General features: G+C 65.9%; 21 protein-coding genes and 1 tRNA gene. 11 read left to right on the top strand and 11 right to left on the bottom strand.

Annotation, left to right across the window (positions count from 1 at the left end; all coding sequences use genetic code 11):
* Positions 1 to 109: 109 nt before the first annotated feature.
* Positions 110 to 1,948 (top strand): alkaline phosphatase family protein, encoded by a 1,839-nt coding sequence (locus CMASS_RS00370; RefSeq protein ID WP_022863160.1) that lies wholly within the window; start codon positions 110 to 112, stop codon positions 1,946 to 1,948.
* On the opposite strand, the gene CMASS_RS00365 is transcribed toward CMASS_RS00370, so the two are convergent.
* The 5 genes from CMASS_RS00365 to CMASS_RS00345 all read right to left on the bottom strand — a co-directional run bounded on the left by CMASS_RS00365 (position 1,945) and on the right by CMASS_RS00345 (position 7,433).
* A complete protein-coding gene (locus CMASS_RS00365) occupies positions 1,945 to 3,015 on the bottom strand; it encodes an alpha/beta hydrolase (protein WP_022863159.1) in 1,071 nt (356 codons plus the stop codon). The genes CMASS_RS00370 and CMASS_RS00365 overlap by 4 nt on opposite strands.
* On the bottom strand, positions 3,012 to 4,127 hold the full coding sequence (locus CMASS_RS00360) for a DUF418 domain-containing protein (RefSeq protein WP_022863158.1): 1,116 nt from the start codon (positions 4,125 to 4,127) through the stop codon (positions 3,012 to 3,014). The genes CMASS_RS00365 and CMASS_RS00360 overlap by 4 nt, the downstream gene beginning before the upstream one ends.
* A gap of 79 nt (positions 4,128 to 4,206) precedes the next feature.
* Positions 4,207 to 6,183 carry a hypothetical protein gene (locus CMASS_RS00355; RefSeq protein WP_022863157.1) on the bottom strand — a complete coding sequence of 659 codons (1,977 nt, stop codon included), beginning with the start codon at positions 6,181 to 6,183 and terminating at the stop codon, positions 4,207 to 4,209.
* Between the two features lie 5 nt (positions 6,184 to 6,188).
* Complete coding sequence (locus tag CMASS_RS00350) at positions 6,189 to 7,046, bottom strand: hypothetical protein (RefSeq protein WP_022863156.1); 858 nt, start codon at positions 7,044 to 7,046, stop codon at positions 6,189 to 6,191.
* A 3-nt stretch (positions 7,047 to 7,049) separates the two neighbouring features.
* Positions 7,050 to 7,433 (bottom strand): hypothetical protein, encoded by a 384-nt coding sequence (locus CMASS_RS00345; protein WP_022863155.1) that lies wholly within the window; start codon positions 7,431 to 7,433, stop codon positions 7,050 to 7,052.
* Between the two features lie 96 nt (positions 7,434 to 7,529).
* On the opposite strand from CMASS_RS00345, the gene CMASS_RS00340 reads away from it, so the two are divergent.
* The 4 genes from CMASS_RS00340 (at position 7,530) to CMASS_RS00325 (ending at position 11,114) form a co-directional block, all read left to right on the top strand.
* Complete coding sequence (locus CMASS_RS00340; protein WP_156831800.1) at positions 7,530 to 8,645, top strand: sensor histidine kinase; 1,116 nt, start codon at positions 7,530 to 7,532, stop codon at positions 8,643 to 8,645.
* Between the two features lie 2 nt (positions 8,646 to 8,647).
* Positions 8,648 to 9,313, top strand: coding sequence for a response regulator (locus CMASS_RS00335; RefSeq protein ID WP_022863153.1), 666 nt, complete (start codon positions 8,648 to 8,650; stop codon positions 9,311 to 9,313).
* A gap of 71 nt (positions 9,314 to 9,384) precedes the next feature.
* A complete protein-coding gene (locus tag CMASS_RS00330) occupies positions 9,385 to 10,080 on the top strand; it encodes an ATP-binding cassette domain-containing protein (protein WP_027018689.1) in 696 nt (231 codons plus the stop codon).
* A complete protein-coding gene (locus CMASS_RS00325) occupies positions 10,077 to 11,114 on the top strand; it encodes an ABC-2 family transporter permease (RefSeq protein ID WP_022863151.1) in 1,038 nt (345 codons plus the stop codon). Before CMASS_RS00330 ends, CMASS_RS00325 begins: the two co-directional genes overlap by 4 nt.
* A gap of 113 nt (positions 11,115 to 11,227) precedes the next feature.
* On the opposite strand, the gene CMASS_RS00320 is transcribed toward CMASS_RS00325, so the two are convergent.
* Positions 11,228 to 12,457 carry an HNH endonuclease signature motif containing protein gene (locus CMASS_RS00320; RefSeq protein ID WP_022863150.1) on the bottom strand — a complete coding sequence of 410 codons (1,230 nt, stop codon included), beginning with the start codon at positions 12,455 to 12,457 and terminating at the stop codon, positions 11,228 to 11,230.
* Positions 12,458 to 12,692: 235 nt separating this feature from the next.
* Between CMASS_RS00320 and CMASS_RS00315 the strand changes: the two genes are divergently transcribed.
* Both CMASS_RS00315 and CMASS_RS00310 read left to right on the top strand, forming a co-directional pair.
* A complete protein-coding gene (locus tag CMASS_RS00315; RefSeq protein ID WP_156831799.1) occupies positions 12,693 to 13,184 on the top strand; it encodes a hypothetical protein in 492 nt (163 codons plus the stop codon).
* A complete protein-coding gene (locus CMASS_RS00310) occupies positions 13,171 to 14,094 on the top strand; it encodes a PrsW family intramembrane metalloprotease (protein WP_022863148.1) in 924 nt (307 codons plus the stop codon). Before CMASS_RS00315 ends, CMASS_RS00310 begins: the two co-directional genes overlap by 14 nt.
* Here CMASS_RS00310 and CMASS_RS00305 read toward each other — a convergent pair.
* The 5 genes from CMASS_RS00305 to CMASS_RS00285 all read right to left on the bottom strand — a co-directional run bounded on the left by CMASS_RS00305 (position 14,026) and on the right by CMASS_RS00285 (position 18,952).
* Positions 14,026 to 16,785 carry an FAD/NAD(P)-binding protein gene (locus CMASS_RS00305; protein WP_022863147.1) on the bottom strand — a complete coding sequence of 920 codons (2,760 nt, stop codon included), beginning with the start codon at positions 16,783 to 16,785 and terminating at the stop codon, positions 14,026 to 14,028. The two genes, CMASS_RS00310 and CMASS_RS00305, sit on opposite strands and share 69 nt — an antisense overlap.
* Positions 16,772 to 17,764 carry a pyridoxal-phosphate dependent enzyme gene (locus CMASS_RS00300; RefSeq protein ID WP_022863146.1) on the bottom strand — a complete coding sequence of 331 codons (993 nt, stop codon included), beginning with the start codon at positions 17,762 to 17,764 and terminating at the stop codon, positions 16,772 to 16,774. Before CMASS_RS00300 ends, CMASS_RS00305 begins: the two co-directional genes overlap by 14 nt.
* A 255-nt stretch (positions 17,765 to 18,019) precedes the next feature.
* Positions 18,020 to 18,208: a helix-turn-helix transcriptional regulator gene (locus tag CMASS_RS00295; RefSeq protein ID WP_022863145.1), complete on the bottom strand. Its 189-nt coding sequence runs from the start codon at positions 18,206 to 18,208 to the stop codon at positions 18,020 to 18,022.
* Positions 18,209 to 18,211: 3 nt separating this feature from the next.
* Entirely contained in the window at positions 18,212 to 18,670 is a 459-nt protein-coding gene (locus tag CMASS_RS00290) for a hypothetical protein (protein ID WP_022863144.1), read from the bottom strand.
* A 194-nt stretch (positions 18,671 to 18,864) separates the two neighbouring features.
* Positions 18,865 to 18,952 (bottom strand) — tRNA-Leu (locus CMASS_RS00285).
* Positions 18,953 to 19,196: 244 nt separating this feature from the next.
* On the opposite strand from CMASS_RS00285, the gene CMASS_RS00280 reads away from it, so the two are divergent.
* The 4 genes from CMASS_RS00280 to CMASS_RS00265 are packed head-to-tail and all read left to right on the top strand — an operon-like array spanning position 19,197 to position 23,504.
* Positions 19,197 to 20,081 carry a DUF3662 and FHA domain-containing protein gene (locus tag CMASS_RS00280; RefSeq protein ID WP_022863143.1) on the top strand — a complete coding sequence of 295 codons (885 nt, stop codon included), beginning with the start codon at positions 19,197 to 19,199 and terminating at the stop codon, positions 20,079 to 20,081.
* A gap of 10 nt (positions 20,082 to 20,091) precedes the next feature.
* The gene (locus tag CMASS_RS00275; RefSeq protein WP_022863142.1) at positions 20,092 to 20,568 is read left to right on the top strand and encodes an FHA domain-containing protein FhaB/FipA; all 477 of its coding nucleotides are present in this window, start codon (positions 20,092 to 20,094) and stop codon (positions 20,566 to 20,568) included.
* Positions 20,565 to 22,193 carry a PP2C family protein-serine/threonine phosphatase gene (locus tag CMASS_RS00270; RefSeq protein WP_022863141.1) on the top strand — a complete coding sequence of 543 codons (1,629 nt, stop codon included), beginning with the start codon at positions 20,565 to 20,567 and terminating at the stop codon, positions 22,191 to 22,193. Before CMASS_RS00275 ends, CMASS_RS00270 begins: the two co-directional genes overlap by 4 nt.
* A 3-nt stretch (positions 22,194 to 22,196) precedes the next feature.
* Entirely contained in the window at positions 22,197 to 23,504 is a 1,308-nt protein-coding gene (locus tag CMASS_RS00265; protein WP_022863140.1) for an FtsW/RodA/SpoVE family cell cycle protein, read from the top strand.
* Position 23,505 lies beyond the last annotated feature (1 nt).

Raw genomic sequence — 23,505 nt, 5'->3', positions numbered from 1 at the left:
GACGGTGAGGGAAAATGTCGGGGAACGCGCCCGCGGGAGGGCGATTAAATTCATCTCGGCGTGAAGCGGAGTTCAACCCGGGTTAAAGGCCGCGGTCTACCGTGACTGCGTGATTTTTAACGAGCCTCACCATTCCACCCCTTCCCGCCGCACCGTGCTCAAGGCGGGCGCGGCGGCCGCCGGCGCCTCCCTCCTGCCGCCGTCACTGTTGCAGCAGATCGCGCACTCGGCACCCGCCGGGTCCCTAGACGATCTCAAGCACGTCATCTTCCTCATGCAGGAAAACCGCGCCTTCGACCACTACTTCGGCTCCCTGCGCGGCGTGCAGGGCTTTGGCGATGACAACGCGCTGCGCCAGCGCGAGGGCGACCGCAACGTCTTCGCGCAGAAAGCCGACGGCGACGAGACCGTGCTGCCGTTTTCCATCCGCCAGGCGGCCGGCCGGCAGTCCATGAACGGCGAGAACGTCGACGCGCTCAACCACGACTGGGACGGCGGCACCGCCGCCCTAAACGACGGGTGGTGCGACAACTGGATCCCCGCGAAGACCGCCGCGACGATGGCGTACTACGACCGCAAGGATCTCCCCTTCCAGTACGAGCTCGCCGACACCTTCACCGTCTGCGACCAGTACTTCTGCTCCGCGCCGACCTCCACGTCGCCGAACCGCAACTTCTTCTTTTCGGGCACCACCGGCCACGAGCCGCTCTCGCCCGCCGAGCGCGCGCTGGATAACCGCGCCTACGACGCCATCCACCCGGGCTACGACTGGCCGTGCCTGGCGGAGGTGCTGGATGAAGCCGGCATCGACTGGCGCGTGTACCAGGAGTACGACAACTACACCGACAACAACCTGGAGTATTTCCGCTACACCAAGGACGTGGCGCGGAAGGTCTTCCCTGCCAAGTACAAGCACTCCGCGGAGGAGTACTACTCGGCGCTGGCCGACGGCGAAGACGTCCCAGAGCTGGATTTAAGCAGGCTCACCGACCACGAGCGGCACATCTTCGACCGGGCCCTGTACCGCTCGGAGCTGGGGACGCTGACGGACCGGGTGGCGCGGGACATCGAAAAGGATGCCCTGCCCACCGTGTCCTGGCTGGTCGCGTCCGCCGACGAGTGCGAGCACCCCTCGGCGTCCTCGCCGCGCGCGTCCGCGAACTTCATCTACCGGCTTCTCGATGCCCTGGGCAACAACCCCGACGTGTGGAAGAAGACCGCGCTCATCATCACCTTTGACGAAAACGACGGGTACTTCGACCACGTCGTGCCGCCGCGCCCGCCGCGCGCCGAAAAGGATGAGTGGTACCGCGGCACCCCGGTGGGCCTGGGCAACCGCGTGCCCACCACGATCATCTCGCCGTGGACCGTGGGCGGCTACCGCTGCTCCGAGGTCTTCGACCACACCTCCGCCGCGCAGTTCCTGGAGGCGTGGAAGGGCATTTCGGTACCCACAATCTCCGCCTGGCGCCGCCGCATCTGCGGCGATCTCACCAGCGCCTTCGACTTCCAGCAGCCGAAGTCGTACTCCCCGGTCGGCCGGCCGCAGCCGGCCGATCCGCTCGAGCCGCGCTGGAAGCCGGAGCCGCCTGCCGCAGACGTAGCCGGCATGCCGGAGCAAGAACCCGGCGAGCGCCCGCAGCGGCCGCTGCCCTACGACCTGTCCGCCGCGGTCATCCCACGTGCCGGCGGCGTAGACATCATCCTGCGCAACGACGGCCCGGCCGCCGCGAACATGCTCATCTACCCGTTCCACGCCCCGAAGGACGACGTCATGGCCTACGACGTGCAGGGCGAAGAGCGCATCGCGGTCGACATCGACGGCGACTACGACTTCACCATCCTCGGGCCCGCGGGCTTCCGTATCGATGCCGCCGGCTCCGCGCCCGCCGGGGGCTCCGGCTCCTCGTCCGCGTCGTCTTCCCTGTTCGGCTCTTCCCACCTCTAGTCGGCCGCTTCATGCCCGGCGAAGAAGCGGGCGGTTGCCTTCTCCACCAGCTGCTGGCCCAGGCTCCCCCGCGCGGCGACGTCGAAGGCGTGGTTGGCGGCGGGCACGGAGACGTAGTCGATGTCCACGCCAGTTTCCCGGGCCTGGTCTACAAAGCGCCGCACCGAGTCCGGCGGCACGAACGTGTCGCGGCCGCCCTGGATGATGAGCGTCGGCGGCGCCTCGGGGCTTAGCCACGTGGCGGTGTCCTGCTCCCGGTACCGCTCTGGGTGTTCGGCCGACGAGCCGCCCAGGTAGTCGCGCACCGCCTGAAAGGCACCCAGAGACTTCACGCCTTCGACCGCCTCCAAGTCCACCGTGGGGTACAGTGCCACCACCGCCCGCGGGGTGGATCCGGCGTCCAGCCCCTGCGCCACGCGGTAAGCCAAGTTCAGCCCCAGCCCGCCGCCGGCGGAGTCACCGAAGACGTATATCTGGCCGGCGTCGCCGCCCACCTCGTGGGGGTGCTCGCTGACCCAGCGGTAGGCATCGGCAAGCGCAGCGGGCGCCGCATCGAAGGTGGGATGCTCCGCGTCCGCCAGCGGGTAGGTGGGGCGGACGACGACGAAGCCGGCGCGAGCGAGCTCCTCCAGGGTGGCGGGCATCTCCGCATCGTCCTTCCACCCGCCGCCGTGGACGTTGAAGATGATGGGCTTGGCCTTGCCGGCTTCGGCGCCGTAGACCTGCATCCCGTGGACAGTCTGGGGCGGGGTGGACGCCTCCATCGACCCGGGCGCCATTGCCCGGGCGAGGTTGAGGCTGACACCCGCGCGCGACGCGCCGACGTACTGCCCGGCAATGGCCCAGACAGGCAGCACCGCACCGGCCGCGGCGAGGAGAGCCAGCGCCTTCTTGTTCCGCCACAGCGCCAGGCCCGCAATCCCCAGCGCCGCCGCGGCCAACCAGGGCGCCAGGGTGGGCAGGACGACGGAGAGGAAAAACGACGCCGCGTTCGAGCCGGCGGGCAGGGCCACCAACCCCACGAGCGTGATGGCGGCGGCCACCGCCCACCCTGCGATCTTTGTCATCGCGCTTTCCCCTTTGTGGACACGAAGTGCAGCGCCTCTTCCAGCGGGCCGCGGCGGAAGTACAGCTTCCACAGCGAGCAGAAGACGACGGCGGTGCCGGCGTAGGCGGCGAAGGGGACGAGGTTCTCCGCGCCCACATCGGTCACGTCCGGCAGCCACCGGTTGATGCCCGCCGAGGCCAGCACCTGACCCACGTAGACGGTGAGCGCGCACGAGCCGGTGGCGATGAGCGGGTACAGCGCCGTGCCGAACCTGTCGCCGAGCCACAGGCAGGCGGCGAGCAGCATGAGGCTGATGCCCACGCAGAGGGCAACATCGCCCATGGTGCCGGTGTGCGCGTCGTTGAACAGCAGGTCCGCCGGCGCCATCGGGGTGCCCAGGCCGGACAAGATGAGCCGGAAATTGTCCGGGCCGATGTGGTCGATGCCGATGTCCTGCGGGTCCATCATCGCGAGCATCGCGGGTTTGATGCCGCAGGCTAGGGCGCCGAGGGCGACAGCCGCCGACGCGGCCGCGCTACCGAGGCCGGCCAGGGCCATACGGCCGCGATTCATGTCGGCGATGCCCAGCTTGCCGATGCCCACTCCCAGCCCAATCACCGGCAGCCAGGTGGCGACGGGATAGATGCCGTCAAGCAGCACCCCCTGCACCGCCATGTGGATGCCCTCCAGCGAGGTGAAGTGATCCAGGCGCGGGAAGACTCCCGCCTCGTCGCCTGCCGGCAGGAAGACGAACATACGAAGCGCGAAGGAGACGATCGGCATGACGATGATGGCGGCCACCGAGCCGCCGATGAGCCATTTCGGGCGGGCGCCGATGAACAGTGCGGCCAACATGAATGAGACGCCCAACGTGGACAGGATGATCATCATGTCCGCGCCCAGTGATCCGAGGAGGACGCCGAGGACGGTGAGCACCAGCCCGCGGATCACGATGCTCGAGCGCGGGTAGCGCTTCCACATCAGGCTCAGCGAGATGCCGGACAGAAAGGCGAACATGAGCGACGGCCAGCCCTGCACCCAGTTCATTAGCCACGGCGGGCCGAAGTGATCGGCCAGCATCCCGAGGATGGCGACCGCCCGGGCAATATCGAGCCCTAAAATTCTCTTCATTTCCCACAACTCCCATTAGCGGACGAATACGTAAGTCGCGTACGGGAATCAATGGTGCGGCGCCTGCCGGTCAGTGTCGTCAGCCCGCGGGTTGATCCTCGTTTAGGTGCCGGGATGATTTACGGGCCACGAGCCGCCGCCGGAGCCACGGCAACCACCACCGCGCAGTAAAACTCAACACGACAATGGTGATGAAGGAGATGACAACCGGCCACCAGCTGCCGCCTTCCAGCGGAAGTTGGTCGACGATAGCGGGAACGGCCAGCGCTAGCGCGGCGAAGGCCAGAACGAGGTTGAGGGAATCGCGTTCGGCTGCTTCCTTCTCTCGCCTTTCGGCGTCTCGCTCACGGGCCTCCGCTCTGCGCCGTTGGAATCCCAGCTCCAACTGACGGTACGTCGTGGAATACGTATCTTTGCGCAGCCGCAGCTCATCCAGCACGTCCTTGTAGTGGTGCATCGTGCCGGTCGCTTCTTGCAGGCCAGCGAGGATTCGAGTTCCGTCGCTGCGGCCGGGAACTGACTCGAACCACAAAACATCGCGCAATGTCAGAAAGTCGCGCTGGAGCTTCTGAAACCTCTCCAAGCTCTGATCCAAGTTTCTACTAGCGCGTTCTATGGCCTCGACATTCGCCGTTCTGATCTCCGCCCCGTACGGAACACTCAATGCGCCTTGGGCCTGACCGTCCTCGAACTCCATTTCGCGCAGCGCCCGGCTTAAATACAAAAGGTACTTCTCGCTACGGCGCACGAGCAGGGCCAAATCCACGTAGCGTGTTGGCGCCAACATCCAGATGTATTTGTTAGCAAACTCCGGCGTGTCCTTGCCGGTGGCAAACGGTTCGGTGCACACCAGGCCGATGCCTTCCTGGTTCAGGTGGGTCGCCCAGTGCCTCACGTGCGCCGTCGTGCACCCCTCCAGGCCCGATTCGTCTTGACGGGGCAGCCCGCGGAAATACTCATCCGCCCCGGTTGCAAGCATCCACGCCCACTGGTCACCCCTAGACCAGCCATCACCCTGTCCGAGAAGGGCTGGCCGCGCAATGTCTTCTAGGTTTCGCGCGGGAACCGCTACCGCCACACGGATGGGCTTAAGCAGGGAGCTGTCCTCGCCATTCGCCGAGAAACTGCCGCCCGGGGTGAGGTAGGCGTTACGCATTCCCCGTGGCAACACACTCTTTGCTACCTCCACGAAGTACTTCAGGGGATTGATGCGGCCCTTTTTTGCGGCTTTCCGATCGTTGGACCGGGGACCACCGAGCGTCTCTACAAACCAGCCGATCGTATCCAGCGTCGCCTGGTTAACCTGCATCTTCGTGCGCGTTCGGCGCAGCGAGGACGAGAGGTTCTCGAGCTGGTCAGACGACAGGTTCTCAGCGGTGATCTGCAGGACGAGGAACCTACTGCACGTTTTCTCAGCAGAAAAGACCTGTTCTGGATCCTCGAACTCGAGATATTCCACCGCAGACAGGCTCACCCGCTCTCGGGCGCTTCCCTTCTCACCGCTTCTCCGATCATCGGAAGCTAAGTAGAGGCGCTGTTCACACTCGCTCGGTTGATTCGCTGGGTGATCTATCCCCGGACGCAGTGGGATGTCCTTGTCCCAATCGCCCTGATTGAATGAGATGTCGGGATGAAATAAGTATTTCTTGGCGGTCCGCAGGTAACCCCCGTTCGGTTCTTTCTGCGCAAGATCACTGACCGGCCCATCGATTTTCTTCGCCCCGACCGATGCTCTCATTGCCTGGGCGAACCAGTTTGTCGCGGTAACGTGAAAAATTCGCGGCGAGCAGTCCCAGTTCTTCTCACCGGGACGAGAAAAACCGCCAGCCGCGCTTTGTGCGGGGAACTGGATTTGCTTCAGCCCCTTGAAACGTCCGGTGATCCACCCGTCCCAGTCGCTTCCCTCCTCGCCTGGAGCATCCAGCCCGAAAAGGGGCAGCGCAATGGAGAAATGGGCAAACCGCCAGTCCGGCAGTTTCCGAGCTTGGTAATCATCATCGAGATTTAAAGACGCGCCGAAAGCCGTGTAATGCAGGCAATTATCGTTGCTGGCCATGTGCCTTACCGTAAGGCGTCAGGCCGATCCTCGCTCGGTGAACGATCTTCTGCTTCGGGCCCCCGCTCCTCGGTCCACCGCTCCTTCTCGGCCTCCGACTTTCGGTGGCGGCGCAGCGCCATGACGCCGAAGACAATGCCCATGACGATGGGCACCCAGATTTTGGTGTACTCCAGGATGAACAGCAGCCACTCGGGCGGGTTTGGCAGGTCGAAGGACGGCAAGTGCCAGCCGGGCACCGGCAGGTAAACGTCCGGCGGGGCAGGAAGATGCCAGGCGGGGACCGGCAGGTGCACCTGCGGCATGGCGGGCAGCTCCCAGTCGGGAAGAAAGCTCAGCAGCCAGTCGATCAGCCGCGACACCAGCGGCCCCAACACGAGCACGGCCAGGGCCCAGCCGCCTTTGCCCAGCCCAGTCAGAATCGGGATGAACGTCCGCTTAAACTCGCTGGACTCCATCGCCTGTTTGCGCTTTTCCGCCCGCGAGCCCGGCGGCGGGGTGAACTCCACGACGCGAGAACCTTCGCGGTAGTCCACGTCGATGACCTCGTCGAAGCCGTTCTTCTCCACCTTGAGGTGCGGCTTGTCCCTGTCCAGCTTCGTTCCCCGCAGAGGGATCCGCCGGTTCCCTACGGGGAGAGGCTTGGCTACCCGCTGGCCATCGACAAGCGCCTGCATGAACAGCGTCGGGTTCTTGAACTGGGCAAGGAAACGCTCCTTTATCCCGGCATCGGCAGGCGGGATGCGGCCCTCCCCGTCCACGCTGTACGGCCAGTCCCCGAACAGCTCCTTGAACTCGTAGCTAAACCCGATAAGCAGCTCGATGCGGCCCATCTCCGGGTGGTCGAGGCGCCACTTTTCCATCGGCTACCCCTTCTTCCGCGTCAGGCGGTGCGCGGTCGCGGACGTCGCCGCGAACAAAGCCGCCAGCAGCAGGCCGTAGAACCACACGCCGTCGTTGAAGTACAGCGCGGAGGCAAAGGCGAACGCGGCGAGGATGATGAGCGGGACGAACGACGTCGTCTTAAACGCCGCGCCGTCCACCGCCCCGCCGACGAGGGCGGCGCCGAACAACGCGATGAGCGTCGCCGCCGTCGCCGCACCCGCCGAAAGCAGCGAGCCGGCCACGCCCGGCGCGACGATGATCACCGCCGCCGCCGCGATGGGCGTCAGCCAACACCAGCCGCGGCGGGTGAAGATGGTGTCGTCATCATCGGTGTCGATGGTTTTTAATTCATCCTCTTCAATCACGCGGCCAGCATAGGGGATATGCGGCGACGCCGCGGTCTACGCTGAATACGATCGACTCGCCGCCCAAAGGAGAACAGCACTGTGAAGGAGCCAGACATGGAGTCGCCGTTACAACGCTCCGGACCTTTCACGCTCGGCAATGTCCTGCTGGCCATTCTGTTCGTCCTCCTCGGGGTGGCTCTCACGCTCGGCTCGACCGACGCGATCACGCTGGCGCAAGCACTTCTCACCGTCTGCTTCGCTCTGCCCGCGCTGTACTTGAGCAAGCGACCGACCGCCAGCGCGGTGGCGTCGTGCGCTCTACTGGCCTGCTGGTCGGTGACCTTCTTCGCCGCGTTGCCCGCCAACTACGGCCTCTCCCCGGTGCTCATCATGGCGCCGCTGTCGGTCTACACCACCGCCCGACACTGCACGAACCGCGCGATCCCCCGCGCCGCGCTCGCTCTGACCGTCGTCGCCAGCGTGGTGTCGCCGGCGATGTGGCTCATTGACGCCGAGACCTTCCAGCTGCACTACCGCACGGGCTCGCAGTTCGTCGACGGGCTTTTGACCCACTGGCTCGTGCTCGGCTTCGCCTACCTGCTCGGCGTGTACCTGCGCAACAGGGATCACCAGCGACACATGGCCATGCAGCGCGCGCAGGAGGCGGAGCGCGAGCTCATCGCTCGGGAGCTCCACGACGTGCTTGCTCACTCGCTGACCCTCATTAAAGTGCAGGCCAACGCTGGTATCGTGTCCAATTCCACCGAGTCCCTGGCCGAGATCCGCGACACAGCAGACGCCGCGCTTGCCGATGTCCGCTCCCTCGTCTCCTCCCTCCGCGAGGGAAGCGTGCACGTGCCCACCGATGTGGCGACCGTGATCGATAAGTTCCGGGCGGCGGGTCTTGGCATCGATACGCACGGGCTCGCTGCGGACAGGCCCCCGCTGCCGGCCGTTACCCGGCTGGCGCACACCCGCATCATCACCGAGGCGCTCACCAACGCGCTGCGCCACCAGGGCCCCGGCACCTATGTGACCATCACGTGGGCGGGCGGCGAGCTGTCGATCCGCTCCCGGAACCGCCACCCGCAGCCGGCAGGTCACCACGTGGGCGCGCGGAAGGGGCTGGTGGGGCTTGCGGAACGCGCTCATTCCCTCGGCGGTACGTTCCATGCCGACGGCACCGCCGAGGATTTCCACATCACCGCGACCCTGCCCGTAAAGGATTAACCATGGCCGCCATCCGTGTCCTGCTTGCCGATGACCAACCGCTCCTCGTCAAAGCCCTCGCCACCATCCTGAACGCGCAGGGCGATATCCGGGTGATTGCAACCGCCGGCACCGGCGAAGACGCCGTGGACGCAGCCGCGGCACACACCATCGACGTCGCTGTGTTGGACATCCGCATGCCGTCGACCGACGGGATAACCGCGGCGCGAAAAATCCTCGCGGCTCACCCGGAGACGAAGGTCATTATGCTGACCACCTTCAACGATGAATCGCTAGTGCGCTCCGCGCTGGCCGCCGGGGTCCACGGGTTCCTGCTCAAAGACGCGGACCCGGAGGTGCTTACCGGGGCGGTGCGCGCGGTGCACAACGGCGAGGCAGTCCTGGCCAGCGGGGTCACCGGCCCCGTTCTTGCCGCATATCGTGCGGCACTGCACAATGACGCGCTTTCCGCCGCCGAGCGCCAGGGGCTGAGCCTGTTGACCACCCGCGAGAGAGAAATCCTCGCCGCCATCGCCCGCGGCAGGACCAACCAGGAGATCGCCGCGGAGATGGTTATCGCAGAAACAACGGTGAAATCCCACGTCTCCAGCCTGTTGCGCAAGCTCCACGCACGCGACCGCGTTGCGCTGGTGCTCATCGCGCAACGCGCGGGTCTCCTACCGCGGTAGGAGACCGCCCCGAAAGGATTCGTTCTCCGGGCGGGTGTACTGCAGGCGGCAACCCATTACTTTTCCCAGGTATGGAAACGATGATTGAGTGCCGGGGCGTGGCCAAGCGCTACTCGCGCTCGGACGTATTGCGGGATGTAACTTTCGATGTCGCGCGCGGTCGCGTACACGCGCTTTTGGGCCGCAACGGCGCGGGCAAGTCCACGCTCTTCTCCATCCTCCTCGGGCTCATCGAGCCCACCGCCGGAGAGGCGATTGTGCGGACCGACAAGGTGGGCGCCTCGTTGAACGGGCCGGCTTTTTACGGCCACCTTTCTGCGCGGGACAACCTGCGAGTTCACACGGCGCTGCAAGGCCTGCCGCAGTCGGAGGCCGACCGCGTCCTCGAACTCGTCGGGTTAAAAGGCACGGGACGGAAGAAGGCGAAGCACTTCTCCACCGGCATGAAGGCCCGGCTGGCCCTCGCGCAGACGCTGCTCGGCGACCCGGAGCTGTTGATCCTCGACGAGCCGCAAAACGGTCTCGACCCGCAGGGCATCGCAGATCTGCGCGCCATCCTGCGCCGCTACGCGGCCGCCGGGCACACGGTGCTGGTCAGCTCCCACCAACTTGGTGAAGTAGTGCACCTCGCCGACGACGCCACCGTCATCGCCCACGGCACCGTGCGCTACACCGGCGCGCTCACCGACCTTGCCCCGTCCGGGCAGCTGGAGGACGAGTTCTTCCGCCTCACCGCCGCGTCGGCACCGGATGGGGACGCCGCATGATCACCGCCGAATTCCGCAAAGCCCGCGGCTCCGCGCTGCAGTACTTGCCGCTTTTAGCCCTCCCTTTCGTGGCGCTAACCACCTTCCTCGCGTTGTACACCAATCCGGCCGCCGGCGGCATGACCGTATTGTGGTGGCAGGCGCTCTTCATCACCGGCTTATTCGCCCCGCTCGCCGCCCTGTTCGCGGCCGTGCCGGAACGCCGAGAGGCCGAACTGTGGTGGCGGGCACGGGATACCCCTCGGCAGCACTTAGGACGCCTGCTTACGGTGTGGCTAAGTCTCGCGGCCTTCCACGCCATCAACTTCGGCGGTGCGGCCTTTGCTCTCGTGGTCACCGGGCAGCCGCAGGTGCCACGTCTGTTGTGTGCCGGGGTGCTCTCGCTTTTTGGTTCGTGCGCGCTGGCGGGGCTTTTCACCTCCGTGGCGCGTCGCACCAACCTGGTGGTCTCCCTGCTAGCCGGCATAGCCTGGCAGGTTGTCGCCATCGCGGGCGCGGAAAAGACGTGGCTGCTGCTGCCGCCGGCGTGGCCGATGCGCCTTCTTCTCCCCGTCATCGGCGTGCACCCCAACAGCGTTCCTTTGGAACCGGGAGACGAGCTTTACGATGCCCCGCTAACCGCCCCATTTGTCTTCTGCCTCGCGCTACTTGTGGTGGGCGCACTCGCGGCGGTATTCGCCCGCCCGCCGCGCATCACATCGCGCGTCCAATGCGTATGGCTTCCGGCGCTTCCCGCCCGCTCGCCACTCGGGGCAATGAACCTCGTCTGCCTCAGCCCAGGCGTGGCATTCTGCGTCTTCACCTCCATCGCGCTGCTTGGTGCGACCGCGCTCATCTACCCGGCGTCCTACGTGCACGGGCTGTACACGTTCGGTCTCTTGCCCATGGGCGCGATGATTCTGCCCGCACTGGCCTGGCCACCTCTGCGATCGGCCTGGGCGGAGATGACCGTTGCACAGTGCCCGTACCGCGGGGTGTTTCGCGGTCGGGTCGAGCGCCGCCCACGGTGGGGCGCGGACGGCCGAAGTGGCTGACCGGGCCATAGGCAGCCGAGCGCGGGCGTGCCGCGAGCGTGCCGCGGGCGGCGGGCGTACGGCGAGCGATGAGCAGCCGGCGGCGGGCGTGCCGCGAGCGGCGGTGCCCCTTTCTAGACCGTGGCTCCAGCTGGCTGGTACGTGGTGGCCCAGGGCGGAATGCGGCGAATCTTCCCATTCACCCGCTCCAACCGCCCGCGACGCGGCTTCGACGGGTCATCGTCGTTGACACCGTTGTGGTAGGGGCAGGCGATAGTTAAGTTCTCCGGGTTGGTGCTGCCGCCGAACTTCCACGCCTTGAGATGGTGCACCTGCGCCCTATCTGCCGGGTGGCTGCATCCGGGCCAGGCGCAGGTCGGCATCTCCGCCATGGCCATCAAGCGCTGTTTCTCGTTGGCCAGGCGGCTGAGGCGGTAGAGGTTTGCTGGGCCGTGGTAGGGATGGACCAGGGTGACTAAACCGGCATCGGCAAGCAGGGCGGTCACGAGGTCCTTGCCTTTCATGGTCGCCCCGTTGGTCATCTTCAAAATGATGTCGTCACCGTCGTCGCGGAGGACTTCGGTGAGCTCATCGAGCGTGACGATGACATTGGTGCGCAACCCGGACACCACCTGCTTTGCCTCCGTGGCGCACCCGCAATTCGTACAGGTGACGTGCTGCATCGCCACCTTGTCGGTGGCCGGGCGCGCCGCATCTTCGGAATCTCGTGTGGTCTCGCCCGTTTCCGTCGTTTCGGTTCCCACGGTGTGGGCCGCAGTGGAAGCGGCTGCCGCGGCGGCACCGACGGCGTTGTCGCGGGCGCGGATGAGATCGATGAGGTCGCTCGGTTTCTTAATGTGCTGCTCTATTTCGGCGACTTCCTTGCTCGAAGCGTTGATCTTGAAGGACCAGACGTCGCCTTTCTGACTGCGGGTGAGCTTGCACCCCTCCTCCGGTGGCGCCGGCGGGCCCTTGAGCTCGTTGGTGTAAATGCGCGCGGCGGTGCCGATGTCCCGGGCCGAGCCGGATAGCCCGGCTGCGTGCTGACGGATTTTCCACTTATCCAGCAGGCCCTTCACCCGGCTGGCTTGGCGTTCTATTTCTAAAAGGGCGGGCAGGCCGTGCCGGTTGGCGCGGATGGACTGGATGGTGTCCGCCCGCATGCGGGTATAGGCGGTATCGCCGTAGTAGATGTTGGCTAATTCGTGGAGCTCTTTCGCCGTGGTATCGGGCAAGCCGTGGGCGATAAGTTCGGCGCGGGAAAGGCCGTGGCAGGCGGAGATGAGGGCGAGGGCATCGGCAAGCACGCCGGCGTAAATGCGTAGTGGCGAGGGCTGGGCTGAATGGTCCGGGTAGTGATTCACAGATGTGAAGCTAAAGCGTTCCGCAACCGGCGTCTAGGGACGCCGGCCGTGTCTGTGGATAACTCGGTGGTTTTGAGCCCGCCGGGGCCAGCGACGAGGAAAACAGCCGAGTTATCCACAGGTTGGGCTAGCACGCGCTGCGGAATCCTCGCGCGTGGTGTATAGGAAAGGCGCGCGAGAAATCCTCCGCGCGGAGGATGGGCGCGGACCGTGTGCCGCCTTAACGTTGGCAGACATGAAGCCACCGAATAATCCACAATCCCCTAGGCGCGTCGTAGGGCTCGTAGCCACCGGCCTTGCCCTCGTCTGCGTGCCTTTTGCCCTCAACGCAGCGCTTCCTCCCGCTCCGCGCCAGCCCGCCAGCGAAGTAGCGGTGGGCGATATTTCCCTCCACCAAGACTGCGAACAGGCAGTCGGTTTCAAACCGGACAAGCCTTTCTGGCACTGCGGTGACACCTCGGTCAAAGGCCAGAGTGCGGAAGTCGACGACATCGAGGCCTCGCTGCCGCGCTTTATTCGCCGGTGCCAGACTTCGAACAAGCTCGGCGACGAAGAGGTGAAAAGCCCTGCCGAAGGGGTGTTTACCGCCAACAACACCGCCACCAAGGCAGTCGCGGTAGAGCGTGACGATGCAGACGGCACGTACGACTTCATCGCATTCCACGGCCCGGACGCGGAGAAGTTCCAAGAACAGATTGCGGAGGACCACGCGCATGCCGAAAACTAACCTCGCCCTGCTCGTCATCCTAGGTGGGATCGGTGATGCCCTCACCGTCGGCAAACTCGTGCCCCAGATGGCGTCGCCGGCCATCGCTCTTATCAGCGCGGCGTTCAGCGCACTTCTTTTCCTTGTCGGTTATCTGCTGGTGCGCCGGCACCCCGGTCGGCCAGGTCAGTTGGACGACCCGCGGCGTCCGGTCGCGACCTGGTTTCTCCCCGCCGTCGCCGCCGGCTTCGCCGCGGAAGGGCTCGCAGTTCGCCACAACAACGCATGGGTGGACGTCAAAGACTCTCTTGGCATCGACGCGGACAACGTGCTGGATTTACTGCTGTACAGCCCACCGGGCGAGGAAGTGCTCAAAGGCTGTGCCGTCGCTCTCGTCCTCGGCGCTTGCGTCCGCCTCCACCGTCCCATCGAAGCAGTACCGATCGGCATCGCGGTGGGCTGCGGTTTTGAAATGGTCGAGAATTCTCTTTTCATCGGCAGCGGCGCCGTGGACAACCTAGATGCGGATGTCACCGGCGCGTTAACCACGATCATTCAACGAGCATCTGCGCTCCCGTTGAGCCATTCCCTCTACACCGGCATCGCGGCCTGGGGCGTCGGCCAATTCCTCTGCCGAGCGGACCGGCCGCTAGGCCGTCGCCTCGCCGCGCTCGTTGGCTGGTTCCTGCTGGCTATCGGCCTGCACGTGCTGCACAACAGCGGGAGTTTCCTGGCGCAATTCGGCCCGGCAGGAGGAATCGCCATGCTGTTCCTCGTCATCCTATTCCCCTGGGTGGTTGCAGTCTGGCTCTACCTGCGCTCCCGTAAGATTGGGCGCCGACAGCTCCCGGCGAACGCCGCGTCAGAAATCGATGGCGTCGAGGCTGAAACTGCCCCAGATAACGTTCTTCGCCAGCGGGATCTGGTGTGACGCACTTTCCAGGATGTGCATGAAGTAACCAGCCGTGTTCGGGATGGCCACGATGTCACCCGGCGCGACCCCATCCGGAAACACCAAGCGGCGGTGGATAAACACCTCGTTTTCAATGCAATACGCGCCCACCAGGAAAGCCTCCATCCCGGCACGCTGCCGCCGCTCACGGGACACGGACTCGTCCGGACAGCGCAGCAGCAGCGGATCGAGCAACAAGTCATCAGCAGCCGTCTTGCACTGCGTGCGGTTCATCTCCACTCCAACCAGCGGCAGGCCGTCGCTGCGCTGCTTCACAAACGCCACGCGGGCAAGGATCACCCCGCCGCCGTCGAGCAGGCTACGCCCCGGCTCCACGTGCAACCGCAGTCCGCGGGAGGCGAACTCCTCCTTGACGAGTTGGGGCACGCCCGTCCCGCTCGAGGCGGGGACGACGCCGTTGAGCAACTGGTTCAGCCACTCGCCGCGCACGGGCGTCTGCCAGAACGGGTAGGTATTCGCCAGCGGGTTCGCCTTCCACGTAAACGGCTCGCGCTCCCCGGCGTTCTGCAGCTCGAGCTGGTGCTGAAAGCGGAACCACTCATTCGCGTCGTCGAGGTAGCTCATGGGAATGCCGCCGCCGATATCGATGAACTCGGGGGAATGGCCGGCGTTGCGGGCAGCATCGACAAGCGCGAGCGCTTCTGCGAGCCCGGCGCGGCGGTCGGCCTCGGAGTAGCCGCCCAGGTGCAGGTGGACGCCGACAACGTCGACGTCGGGCACGCGCTTGCCGATGCCCCCTTCCCACACCGCCAACCTCTCACCGAAGCGGGTGGGCGGCAGTACATCCGGGTCGGGCGCAAGCCGCGGCGCGACGCGGGCGGTAGTCCCCTGCGCGCCCGCGATGCGGGAGACGCGCTCCAGCTCCGCGACCGTATCCACGGAAATGACCACCCCGGCGCCCACGGCGCGGGTGAGCAACTCGTCCGGCTTGATGGCCGCCGACAGGATGATGCGCTGCGGGTCCACGCCGCGATCCAGCACCTGGGTGAGCTCCCGCAGGCTGGCGACGTCGATGCCGTGGCCGTTGTCACGGGCGGCATCGACAAACGCCAGCGCTTTGTTCGCCTTACGGGCGAAGTGGACGCGGACCTCGACCCCGTTGCGCGAGCCCGCCTCGGTGAGCTCGCGCGCGTTGCGGGGCAGGACCTCCGGGTTGAGCACGTTGACCGGCGAGCCGTGTTCGCGGATCAGCTGGTCCGCGTCTGCGTGCGTGAGCTGCTGCATCCACGGCTCCAGGCGCGCGGTCAGCGGCACCGCGCCGCGGATGCCGCGCGCGTGGGCTGCGCCCTGCTTTGTGCGCGCCCGGTCGCTTACCGCGTCGGCCCACCGCGGGATGACGTCATGAATGTCGCGGCTCAGCGTGTCGTGGCCGAGCAGGCTGCCCTCGATCATGCGGCCAACTTTGGTGCACGTCTCTTCCTCGGGAAGCGGCTCGTCGCCGGGCGGCGGGATGACCGCGTCGAGGACGAGGTCGACTTGGACGCCGTCGGTCTCCTGGCCGGCAAGCCACTTATCGATGACCCCCGCGCGCCCCATAAAGCGCGGGTCAACCAGCCCGGAATCGAGCGCCGCCACAAGGTTCCGCGCGGTCTTGGGCGGCGGGCCGAAGGCGACGCGCTCCATCCGATGGGCGAGCGTGTCGAAGCCCTCCAACGTCTTTTTCCCGCCGAGCGAGACCCGCTCGATGATCGCCGGGTAGAGCCCGCGCCACGCGAGGCCTACCGCCCACGCGGCGGCCTTGGGAGACTCGGAAACGGGCACCGTTCCTTCGGCGACGCGCAGTGACTCGCGCAGCGCCGCAACCGGATCACAGTCGAAGTCGGCGCCGTCAAGCACCGCCTCGATCTTCTCCAAGGCAGCGGCTGCCTCCCGCGGGGAGGGGCCGAGGAGGTGCACGGCGGCATCGGCAAGCACGGCCCGGAACGCCGGCATGTCTGCCGCTTCCCGGATCTGGTCCAGGAACTCCGTGGGGACCTCGGGAACCTGCGGGGGTTTGACCTCCATGAACCGCCCGCCGCGGTTGGTGGGATAGATGGTGCAGCCCTTCGCGTGCCAGTCCTGGATGAGGTCGATGAAGGTAAGCGCCGCGCCCCGCACGCCCACCTTGGAACCGTCCGGCACGTCGGTGACCTCGGGGTTGAGCAGCGCCGTGCGCACGGGAACGGACGCTTCACGATGCTCCAGCGCCTCCTCCCAGTCCGTCGCGTGCCCGGTGGCGATGAGCAGCTCGTCGTACGTATGAACGTCGCCCTCGCTACTAAAAACCCGCCACCCGTCGCCGGCCCGGGAGATGTCCTCAGCGCGGCGTTGGATGTGGTTGAGCTCCGTACCCTCCGGCACGCGGCCCAGCAGTTCCCGCCAGGAGCGGCGAAGGAACTCGCCGAGCAACACCCGGGGCGGGAAAGCTTCGTCGCTCAAATCGTAGCGGCCGGCGGCAGTGTAGACCTTGTCCGAGGGCACGTTGAGCAGCCACGACTCCGGCATGCCCGCCTGGTAGACCTGCCCGGAGCCCACCTCGAAGGGCTCCCACACGTCGATAAGGAACTGCGCGCCGTCGCGGTGCGCGCGGTTAATCAGTTCCTCGGCCGCCCACTCCCCGCGCGGGCCGCCGCCGATGATGCCGACGCGATACGGATTATACCCAGCCACTGCGTGCTACCTCCTCGTTGATGTCGACGCCGAGGGTCTCGCGGACCCAGTCGTCGTTGTAGATGGTGTCGAGGTAGTTCTGGCCGGCATCGTGAAGCACGGCGGCCACCCGGGTGCCGGACGGCAGATCCGGCACCTGCCGCAGGATGGCGGCGATGACCGCGCCTGCCGATGCCCCCGGCAAAATCCCCTCCTTCTTCGCCAGCACGCGGGCGCCGACGATGGACTGCACGTCCGGGATGCGGTCCACGCGATCGGGGTGCAGGTTCTCCGACAGCGGCGGCACGACCCCGGCGCCGAAGCCCGGGAGGTAGCGCTCGCCGCGCTCGCCGCCGAAGAGCACCGAGCCTTCCGCGTCGACGCCGACGACGCGGGTATCCGCACCGATGTCGTGGAGGTGCTGCATACACCCGCCGATCGTGCCAGTGGTGCTCACCGCCACGTACAGCTCATCCGGGACACCCATATCCCGCACGATCTCGGTCATGGTGCCGTTCGCATGCGCGTCGAAGGCCGCGGTATTCGAGTACTGGTCGAGGTTCACCGCGTTGGGGATTTCCTCGAGGAGCTGCGCGACCTTCTTCTTACGCGCCGCGAGCCAGTCGCCGGTGGACGGATCCGGCTCCTCGACCATGTGCACAGTGGCGCCAAGCGCCTTAATGGTCGCCAGCGTCGCGGTATTGACCCGCGGATCCACCACGCAGTGGAACTGCCATCCGCGCAGGAGCGCCTGCCGGGCCAGCGCCATGCCCAAGTTTCCGGAGCTGGACTCCACCAGGGCCGGCGTCTCCCCCTGCCCAGTAGAGACCTGACCGGTTGCAATGGCGCGTTCCACCAGGCCCTCCGCCGTCCGGTCTTTGGCGCTACCGCCCGGGTTGAACTGTTCCAGTTTGACCCAGATCTCCACGTCTCGCCGCGGGCACAGCCGCTCCAGACGAAGCAGGGGCGTATTACCGGTCAGCGACAGAAAACCACTCATGGCCCCCGATGCTAACCAACCTTGGACCAGGGCACCTGTATGAAATGCCGGAGCTAATCGATGCCGCGCTCCCCCAGATCAAGCCTGCCATAGGTATTGCGGCTACGCCGTTGGAGGGATCCGGAGCATGCTGTTGCTGAGTTAGAAATCAAACATCCGGCGGGCCGCTTCCCCGAGGCTGGCGGTTACGCTATGCCCGTGGCCGTCTACCCCCCAATCCGCACGGCTAAACCCGTTCGACGCACCGGCATCTGCTCACGGAATAAAGATGTCTTCGATACGACATCCAAACTGGGCAGCGAGCTGAAAGGCAAGCGGCAGGGACGGGTCGTAGCGGCCTTTCTCGATGCTGATGACGGTCTGGCGGGAGACGCCCAGGGCATCGGCAAGCTTTTGCTGCGACAGCCCATGTTCCTGCCGCAATTGACGAAGATGGTTGTCCACGGCCTAGGCCTCGCTCCGCTTGCGAAGAAAGTACGCGACACCGAACACTACGGTAAGAAAGACGCCCAACACGATCGTCGCGGTGCCGAGCGAAACGCTGGCATCCACAAACACGGACGCCACCCCCATGACGCCCACGGACCACAGCAACGCATGGACCGTATCCTGCGCCACTAGTGCGTACCAGCGCGACTCAATGGACTGCTCGGGCTTGTCGATGGCCCCCTCTACCGTGTCGCGGTCCACCAACAACACCCACACGATTGCAATGAGCCACGGCGCGGTGAAGGCGGTAAACAATGCCACAGCCAGTGGCGTGTTCTCCGTGAAAGCTGTCAGAGCCACAATCACGGACAGCGCGATGGAGAGAACAAGTCCGACTGCCGCCGACACTGCGATGAGGGTCTTCGGCCCGCCGCCGAACTTGGCGCGCCCGAAGCGAGAGCGATTCTGAGAAGTCATGATATCTCCCTAGAAGTAAAGCATGCTTGACACGTATGAGCGTATGTAAAGCGGGCTTTACTGTCAAGGGAGCTTTACCGGAAGCGGAGACGTCGCAGGTCGCGGTAAGTAAATGACGCCTGCCCCACCCGTGCTGGCGCAACGAAAAAGTCCCGAGCACACCGTGGTTTCAACGATGCACTCGGGACTCGAGCTGGTGCCCGGGGCGGGACTTGAACCCGCACGCCCAATAAGGGCACTGGCACCTGAAGCCAGCGCGTCTGCCAATTCCGCCACCCGGGCTGGGTAACCTGTGAAGGCGACTAGCTAAAGATAGCACGTCTCACGCTAAAGGGAAAAATCGCAGCTCACGGCCACTCCGCAGACCTTCATGTGGCGTGAAGAACGTGTTACGACTTCCCTATTTTCCACCGTTGCCCTCTATAATGCGGCCTATACTAAATCAGTTTGCGCACTTACCCGTGGGCAGACCGATAGACGTGTGTCCGAGGAACCGTGGTGATGACCCGAGGAAGGAGGCTTGCCCATGGGCATTATGAAACGCCTGGCCAAGCTGGACTCGTCGATGCAGCGCGGCCTCGACAACGGAATGGCGTTCGTGTTCGGCGGGCGGATCGTCCCGGCGGAGATTGAGGAGCTGCTCAAGCAGGAGATCCAAGACAATCTCAACCGCGGGGGCGACGACCGCCTGTACAGCCCGAACGTGTTCGCCGTCGGCGTGAGTGAGAAGGATCTGGAAAACCTCTCCCAGGATCCCTCCATTCCCACCAACCTGGCCGACCAGCTCACCCGCTTTACTCGCAACAGCGGGTGGACGCTGGCCGGCCCGGTGGTGGTCCGAATCGCCGAAGAGTCCGGTCTGCGGACCGGGCAGATGCGGGTGTCGTCCTTCATTACGGACCAGCCCGCAGAGTCCACGGGTTTCGATGCCATTTTCCTCGACGACCAGGTTCAGGAGGATCCGATGACCAGTCCCGACAATTCCCACGGCTCGAGCTCGAACTACGGCTACAACGACTACCCCGCGGAGGAGGCCGCCACCACCGCCTTCGTCCGCGCGGAAGACGCGCCCGGCGAAAGCGCGGGCGAGGAGGACCGTGGCCCGGCGGTCAGCCTGCTGCTGCAGGACGGCTCCTCCCGGACCTACCACGTCCACGAGGGATCCAACGTCATCGGCCGGAGCAACGACGCCGATCTGCGCCTGCCGGATACCGGGGTGTCCCGCCAGCACGCGGAGATCACCTGGGACGGCCGCGACGCGGTGCTGGTGGACCTGGAGTCCACCAACGGCACGACCGTCAACGACACCCAGATTGATAACTGGCTGCTGGCCGATGGCGACGTGATCACCCTGGGCCACTCCCACATCGCGGTCCGCATCACCGGGACCGGCGACTCGACCCGCAACTAGGAAGGCCACCGTGGATTCCGCACTACTGCTCGCCCTGCGCATCGGCCTGCTGGTGCTGTTGTGGCTGTTCATCTTCTTCGCCTTGAACGCCATGCGCAAAGACACCCGCCGCATCGCCGGCCGCCCAGCCACCGCCGCTCGCCCCGGCGCGGGAAGCGGCGCCGGCGCTGGTGCCGCGTCGATGAAGAAGGAAACTGCGCACCACATCACCGTCGTGGAAGGCCCGCTGCAGGGCTCCCACATGGAGCTAGCCGGCCTGGAAGAGTTCGTGGTCGGCCGCGCGAACACGTGCGATTTCGTCCTCGGCGATGACTTCGCGTCGTCCCAGCACGCGCGCTTGTTCCGCCGCGGCAGCCAGTGGTTTATTGAGGACCTCGAGTCCCGCAACGGCACGTACGTGGCGGGCACCCGCATCGATCAGCCGGAGCTGGTCGGCGTGGGCACGGACATCAAGATGGGGCGTTCCGTAGTGAGGCTGGTGCCATGACTTTAACCCTGAACTACACCGCCGCCTCCGATCGCGGCTTGGTGCGCACCAACAACGAGGACTCCGCGTACGCGGGAGCGCACCTGCTGGTGCTTGCCGATGGCATGGGCGGCCACGCCGCCGGCGAGGTCGCCTCCCAGCTCATGGTGGAGCACTTGGAGCACCTCAACCAGCCGCTGGGCGATAACGACATGCTCGCGCTGTTGGGTGCGGCGGCAGAGGACGGTAACCGGGCCATCGCCAAGCACGTGCAGGCCCACCCCGACACCGAGGGCATGGGCACCACCCTGACCACGCTGGCGTTTAACGGCCGCGAGTTCGGCATGTGCCACGTGGGTGACTCCCGCTGCTATCGCCTGCGCGGCGGGGAACTGACCCAGCTGACCAAGGACGACACCTACGTGCAGTCCCTAGTGGACGAGGGCAAGCTCGAGGCGGACGAGGTCTCCTCGCATCCGCAGAAGTCCCTCATCTTGAAGGCGTACACCGGCCGGCCGGTGGAACCGACGCTCACGCTTGTCGATGCCCAGCCCGGCGACCGCCTGCTGCTGTGCTCCGACGGCCTGTCCGACCCGGTGACCGCCTCGACCATCGAGCAGGCGCTCGGCGAAGGTTCTGTTGACGCGGCGGCCGCGAAGCTGGTGGAGCTCGCGCTACGCTCCGGCGGCCCCGACAATGTCACCGTCGTCGTCGCCGAGGTCACCGAGGACGGCTCCGCACCGGCCGACGCCCCGCCGGTGGTGGCCGGCGCGCTGCGCGAAGACGATGGCGAGCCCACCCACCCGGACTCCGCCGCGAGCCGCGCCGCCGCCCTCAACCGGCAGCCGCCGGCCCAGCTGGCCGATACAGATCCGGACCCGGATCCAGACACGACCGCGTTTGCCGCGCCTGCCGGCCCTGTTGGCGGCCCGGGAGCAGAACCAGACGCAGACGCCGACGCTGACCGCGGCGGCGCCAAGAGCGCCGATCCGCGCGCGGACTACACCACGGAGGACCGGAATCGGCAGGGCAGCGGCAAGCGCTCGCGCATCGGCTGGCCGGTCATCGCCAGCATCGTCGCGGCCATCGCACTGGTGGCCGGCGCCGGCGTGTGGGCCCAGCACTACCTGGGCAACACCTACTACGTGGCCACGCAGGACAAGGACATCACCATCCGCAAGGGCGCGGACATGTCCATCTTCGGCCGCGACCTAAACTCGCTGTACCAGCGCGCCTGCCTGAACAAGAAGGGCGATCTCACCCTGTCCAACGGCGAGTGCGGCGACGATGCCCAGCCGTTCAAGGTCACGGATCTGCCCGCCAGCGAGCGCGGCGCGGTGTCCAACATCGGTTCCGGCTCCTACAACGAGGTGCAGTCCGAGCTGTCGGCGCTGTCCGACCGCGCGCTCCCGCCGTGCAGGAAGTCGGGCTCTGGCGAGCCCGACTCGGAAAAGAACGACTCGGAGAAGAGCGGCTCGGACAAGAGCGATTCGAAAAAGAACGGCTCGGACAAGAGTGACTCGAAGAAGTCGGACTCCGATTCCGACCACGAAAAGGACGGCAAAGACGCATCGAAGGGCAAGGATTCTGCCAGCAAAGACTCGTATCTTTCTTCCCCGGGTGTCGATTGCCGGGAGGTGAACTAAACCGTGCGGAAGCTCTTTAGCCGCTGGACCGAGTTCGGCCTCCTCATCCTGGCCGCTGCGGTCTTTGCCATCACCCTGGTGAGCCTCGAGCTCTCCCAGGACAACGCGCTGACCACCGAGCTGCTCTACCTCATCGGCGGGTTCATCGGCGTGTTCGCCATCGCGCACATCGCGCTGTGCTACCTCGCGCCGTATGCGGATCAAATCATCCTGCCGGTGGCGGCGGTGCTCAACGGCATCGGGCTTATCATGCTCGCCCGCCTGGACTTAGAATCCGACGGCGGCCTGGCCACCCGGCAGATCCTCTGGACCCTGGTGGGCATCGTGCTGTTCATCGTGGTCATGGTCGTCCTGCGCGACCACCGCGCGCTGACGCGCTACTCCTACGTGCTGGGCGCAGTTGGCCTCATCCTGCTGGCGCTGCCGCTGGTGTGGCCGCAGCCCGAGGGCGTGGAGGCGCGCATCTGGCTGCGCCTGGGCCCGGTGTCCATCCAGCCCGGTGAGTTCTCCAAGATCCTGCTCATCATGTTCTTCGCCATGCTGCTGATGCAGAAGCGGTCCCTGTTCACCGTGGCGGGCTACCGCTTTTTGGGCCTGTCCCTGCCGCGCCTGCGCGATCTGGCGCCGATCCTGGTGGTCTGGGGCATCGCGATCATCATCATGGGCATCTCCAACGACTTCGGCCCCGCCCTGCTGCTGTTTTCCACGGTGCTGGGCATGCTGTACATGGCCACCGGCCGCAGCTCCTGGCTGGTCATCGGCCTCATCCTGGTCGCCGTCGGCGGTTTCGGGGTCTACCAGATCTCCAGCAAGATCCAGAACCGTTTCTCCAACTTCCTGGACCCGCTGGGCAACTACGATAACGGCGGCTACCAGCTGGCCCAGTCGCTGTTCGGCCTGTCTTCCGGCGGCATCACCGGTTCCGGCCTGGGCCAGGGCCACCCGGATCTCGTGCCGGTGGCGCACTCTGACTTCATCCTCGCCGGCATCGGCGAGGAGTTCGGCCTCATCGGCCTGGCCGCCGTGCTGGTCCTGTTCGCCATCCTGGTCACCCGCGGTTTCGCCACCGCGCTCCAGGTACGCGATTCCTACGGCAAGCTCATGGCGGCGGGCCTGGCGCTGACCATCGCCGTCCAGGTCTTCGTGGTCACCGGCGGCATCACCGCACTCTTGCCGATGACCGGCCTGACCACCCCGTTCATGTCCGCCGGCGGTTCCTCGCTCATGGCGAACTACATCCTTTTGGCCATCCTGCTGCGCATCTCCAACGCGGCACGGCGACCGGCTCTCGAGACCGAGGAGGCCGCATAGC

The organism is Corynebacterium massiliense DSM 45435, assembly GCF_028609805.1.
Classification (GTDB): domain Bacteria; phylum Actinomycetota; class Actinomycetes; order Mycobacteriales; family Mycobacteriaceae; genus Corynebacterium; species Corynebacterium massiliense.
The sequence above is the reverse complement of the archived record's forward strand: the minus strand, read 5'-3'. Positions and strand labels throughout refer to the sequence as shown.

Bases quoted from the DNA above. Each gene is read 5' to 3' on its own strand.
- CMASS_RS00315 (WP_156831799.1), top strand. From the start codon at position 12,693: ATGAAGCCACCGAATAATCCACAATCCCCTAGGCGCGTCGTAGGGCTC.
- CMASS_RS00340 (WP_156831800.1), top strand. From the start codon at position 7,530: ATGGAGTCGCCGTTACAACGCTCCGGACCTTTCACGCTCGGCAATGTC.
- CMASS_RS00325 (WP_022863151.1), top strand. From the start codon at position 10,077: ATGATCACCGCCGAATTCCGCAAAGCCCGCGGCTCCGCGCTGCAGTAC.
- CMASS_RS00350 (WP_022863156.1), bottom strand. From the start codon at position 7,046: ATGGAAAAGTGGCGCCTCGACCACCCGGAGATGGGCCGCATCGAGCTG.
- CMASS_RS00335 (WP_022863153.1), top strand. From the start codon at position 8,648: ATGGCCGCCATCCGTGTCCTGCTTGCCGATGACCAACCGCTCCTCGTC.
- CMASS_RS00280 (WP_022863143.1), top strand. From the start codon at position 19,197: ATGGGCATTATGAAACGCCTGGCCAAGCTGGACTCGTCGATGCAGCGC.
- CMASS_RS00330 (WP_027018689.1), top strand. From the start codon at position 9,385: ATGGAAACGATGATTGAGTGCCGGGGCGTGGCCAAGCGCTACTCGCGC.
- CMASS_RS00270 (WP_022863141.1), top strand. From the start codon at position 20,565: ATGACTTTAACCCTGAACTACACCGCCGCCTCCGATCGCGGCTTGGTG.
- CMASS_RS00300 (WP_022863146.1), bottom strand. From the start codon at position 17,764: ATGAGTGGTTTTCTGTCGCTGACCGGTAATACGCCCCTGCTTCGTCTG.
- CMASS_RS00355 (WP_022863157.1), bottom strand. From the start codon at position 6,183: ATGGCCAGCAACGATAATTGCCTGCATTACACGGCTTTCGGCGCGTCT.
- CMASS_RS00290 (WP_022863144.1), bottom strand. From the start codon at position 18,670: ATGACTTCTCAGAATCGCTCTCGCTTCGGGCGCGCCAAGTTCGGCGGC.
- CMASS_RS00310 (WP_022863148.1), top strand. From the start codon at position 13,171: ATGCCGAAAACTAACCTCGCCCTGCTCGTCATCCTAGGTGGGATCGGT.
- CMASS_RS00365 (WP_022863159.1), bottom strand. From the start codon at position 3,015: ATGACAAAGATCGCAGGGTGGGCGGTGGCCGCCGCCATCACGCTCGTG.
- CMASS_RS00360 (WP_022863158.1), bottom strand. From the start codon at position 4,127: ATGAAGAGAATTTTAGGGCTCGATATTGCCCGGGCGGTCGCCATCCTC.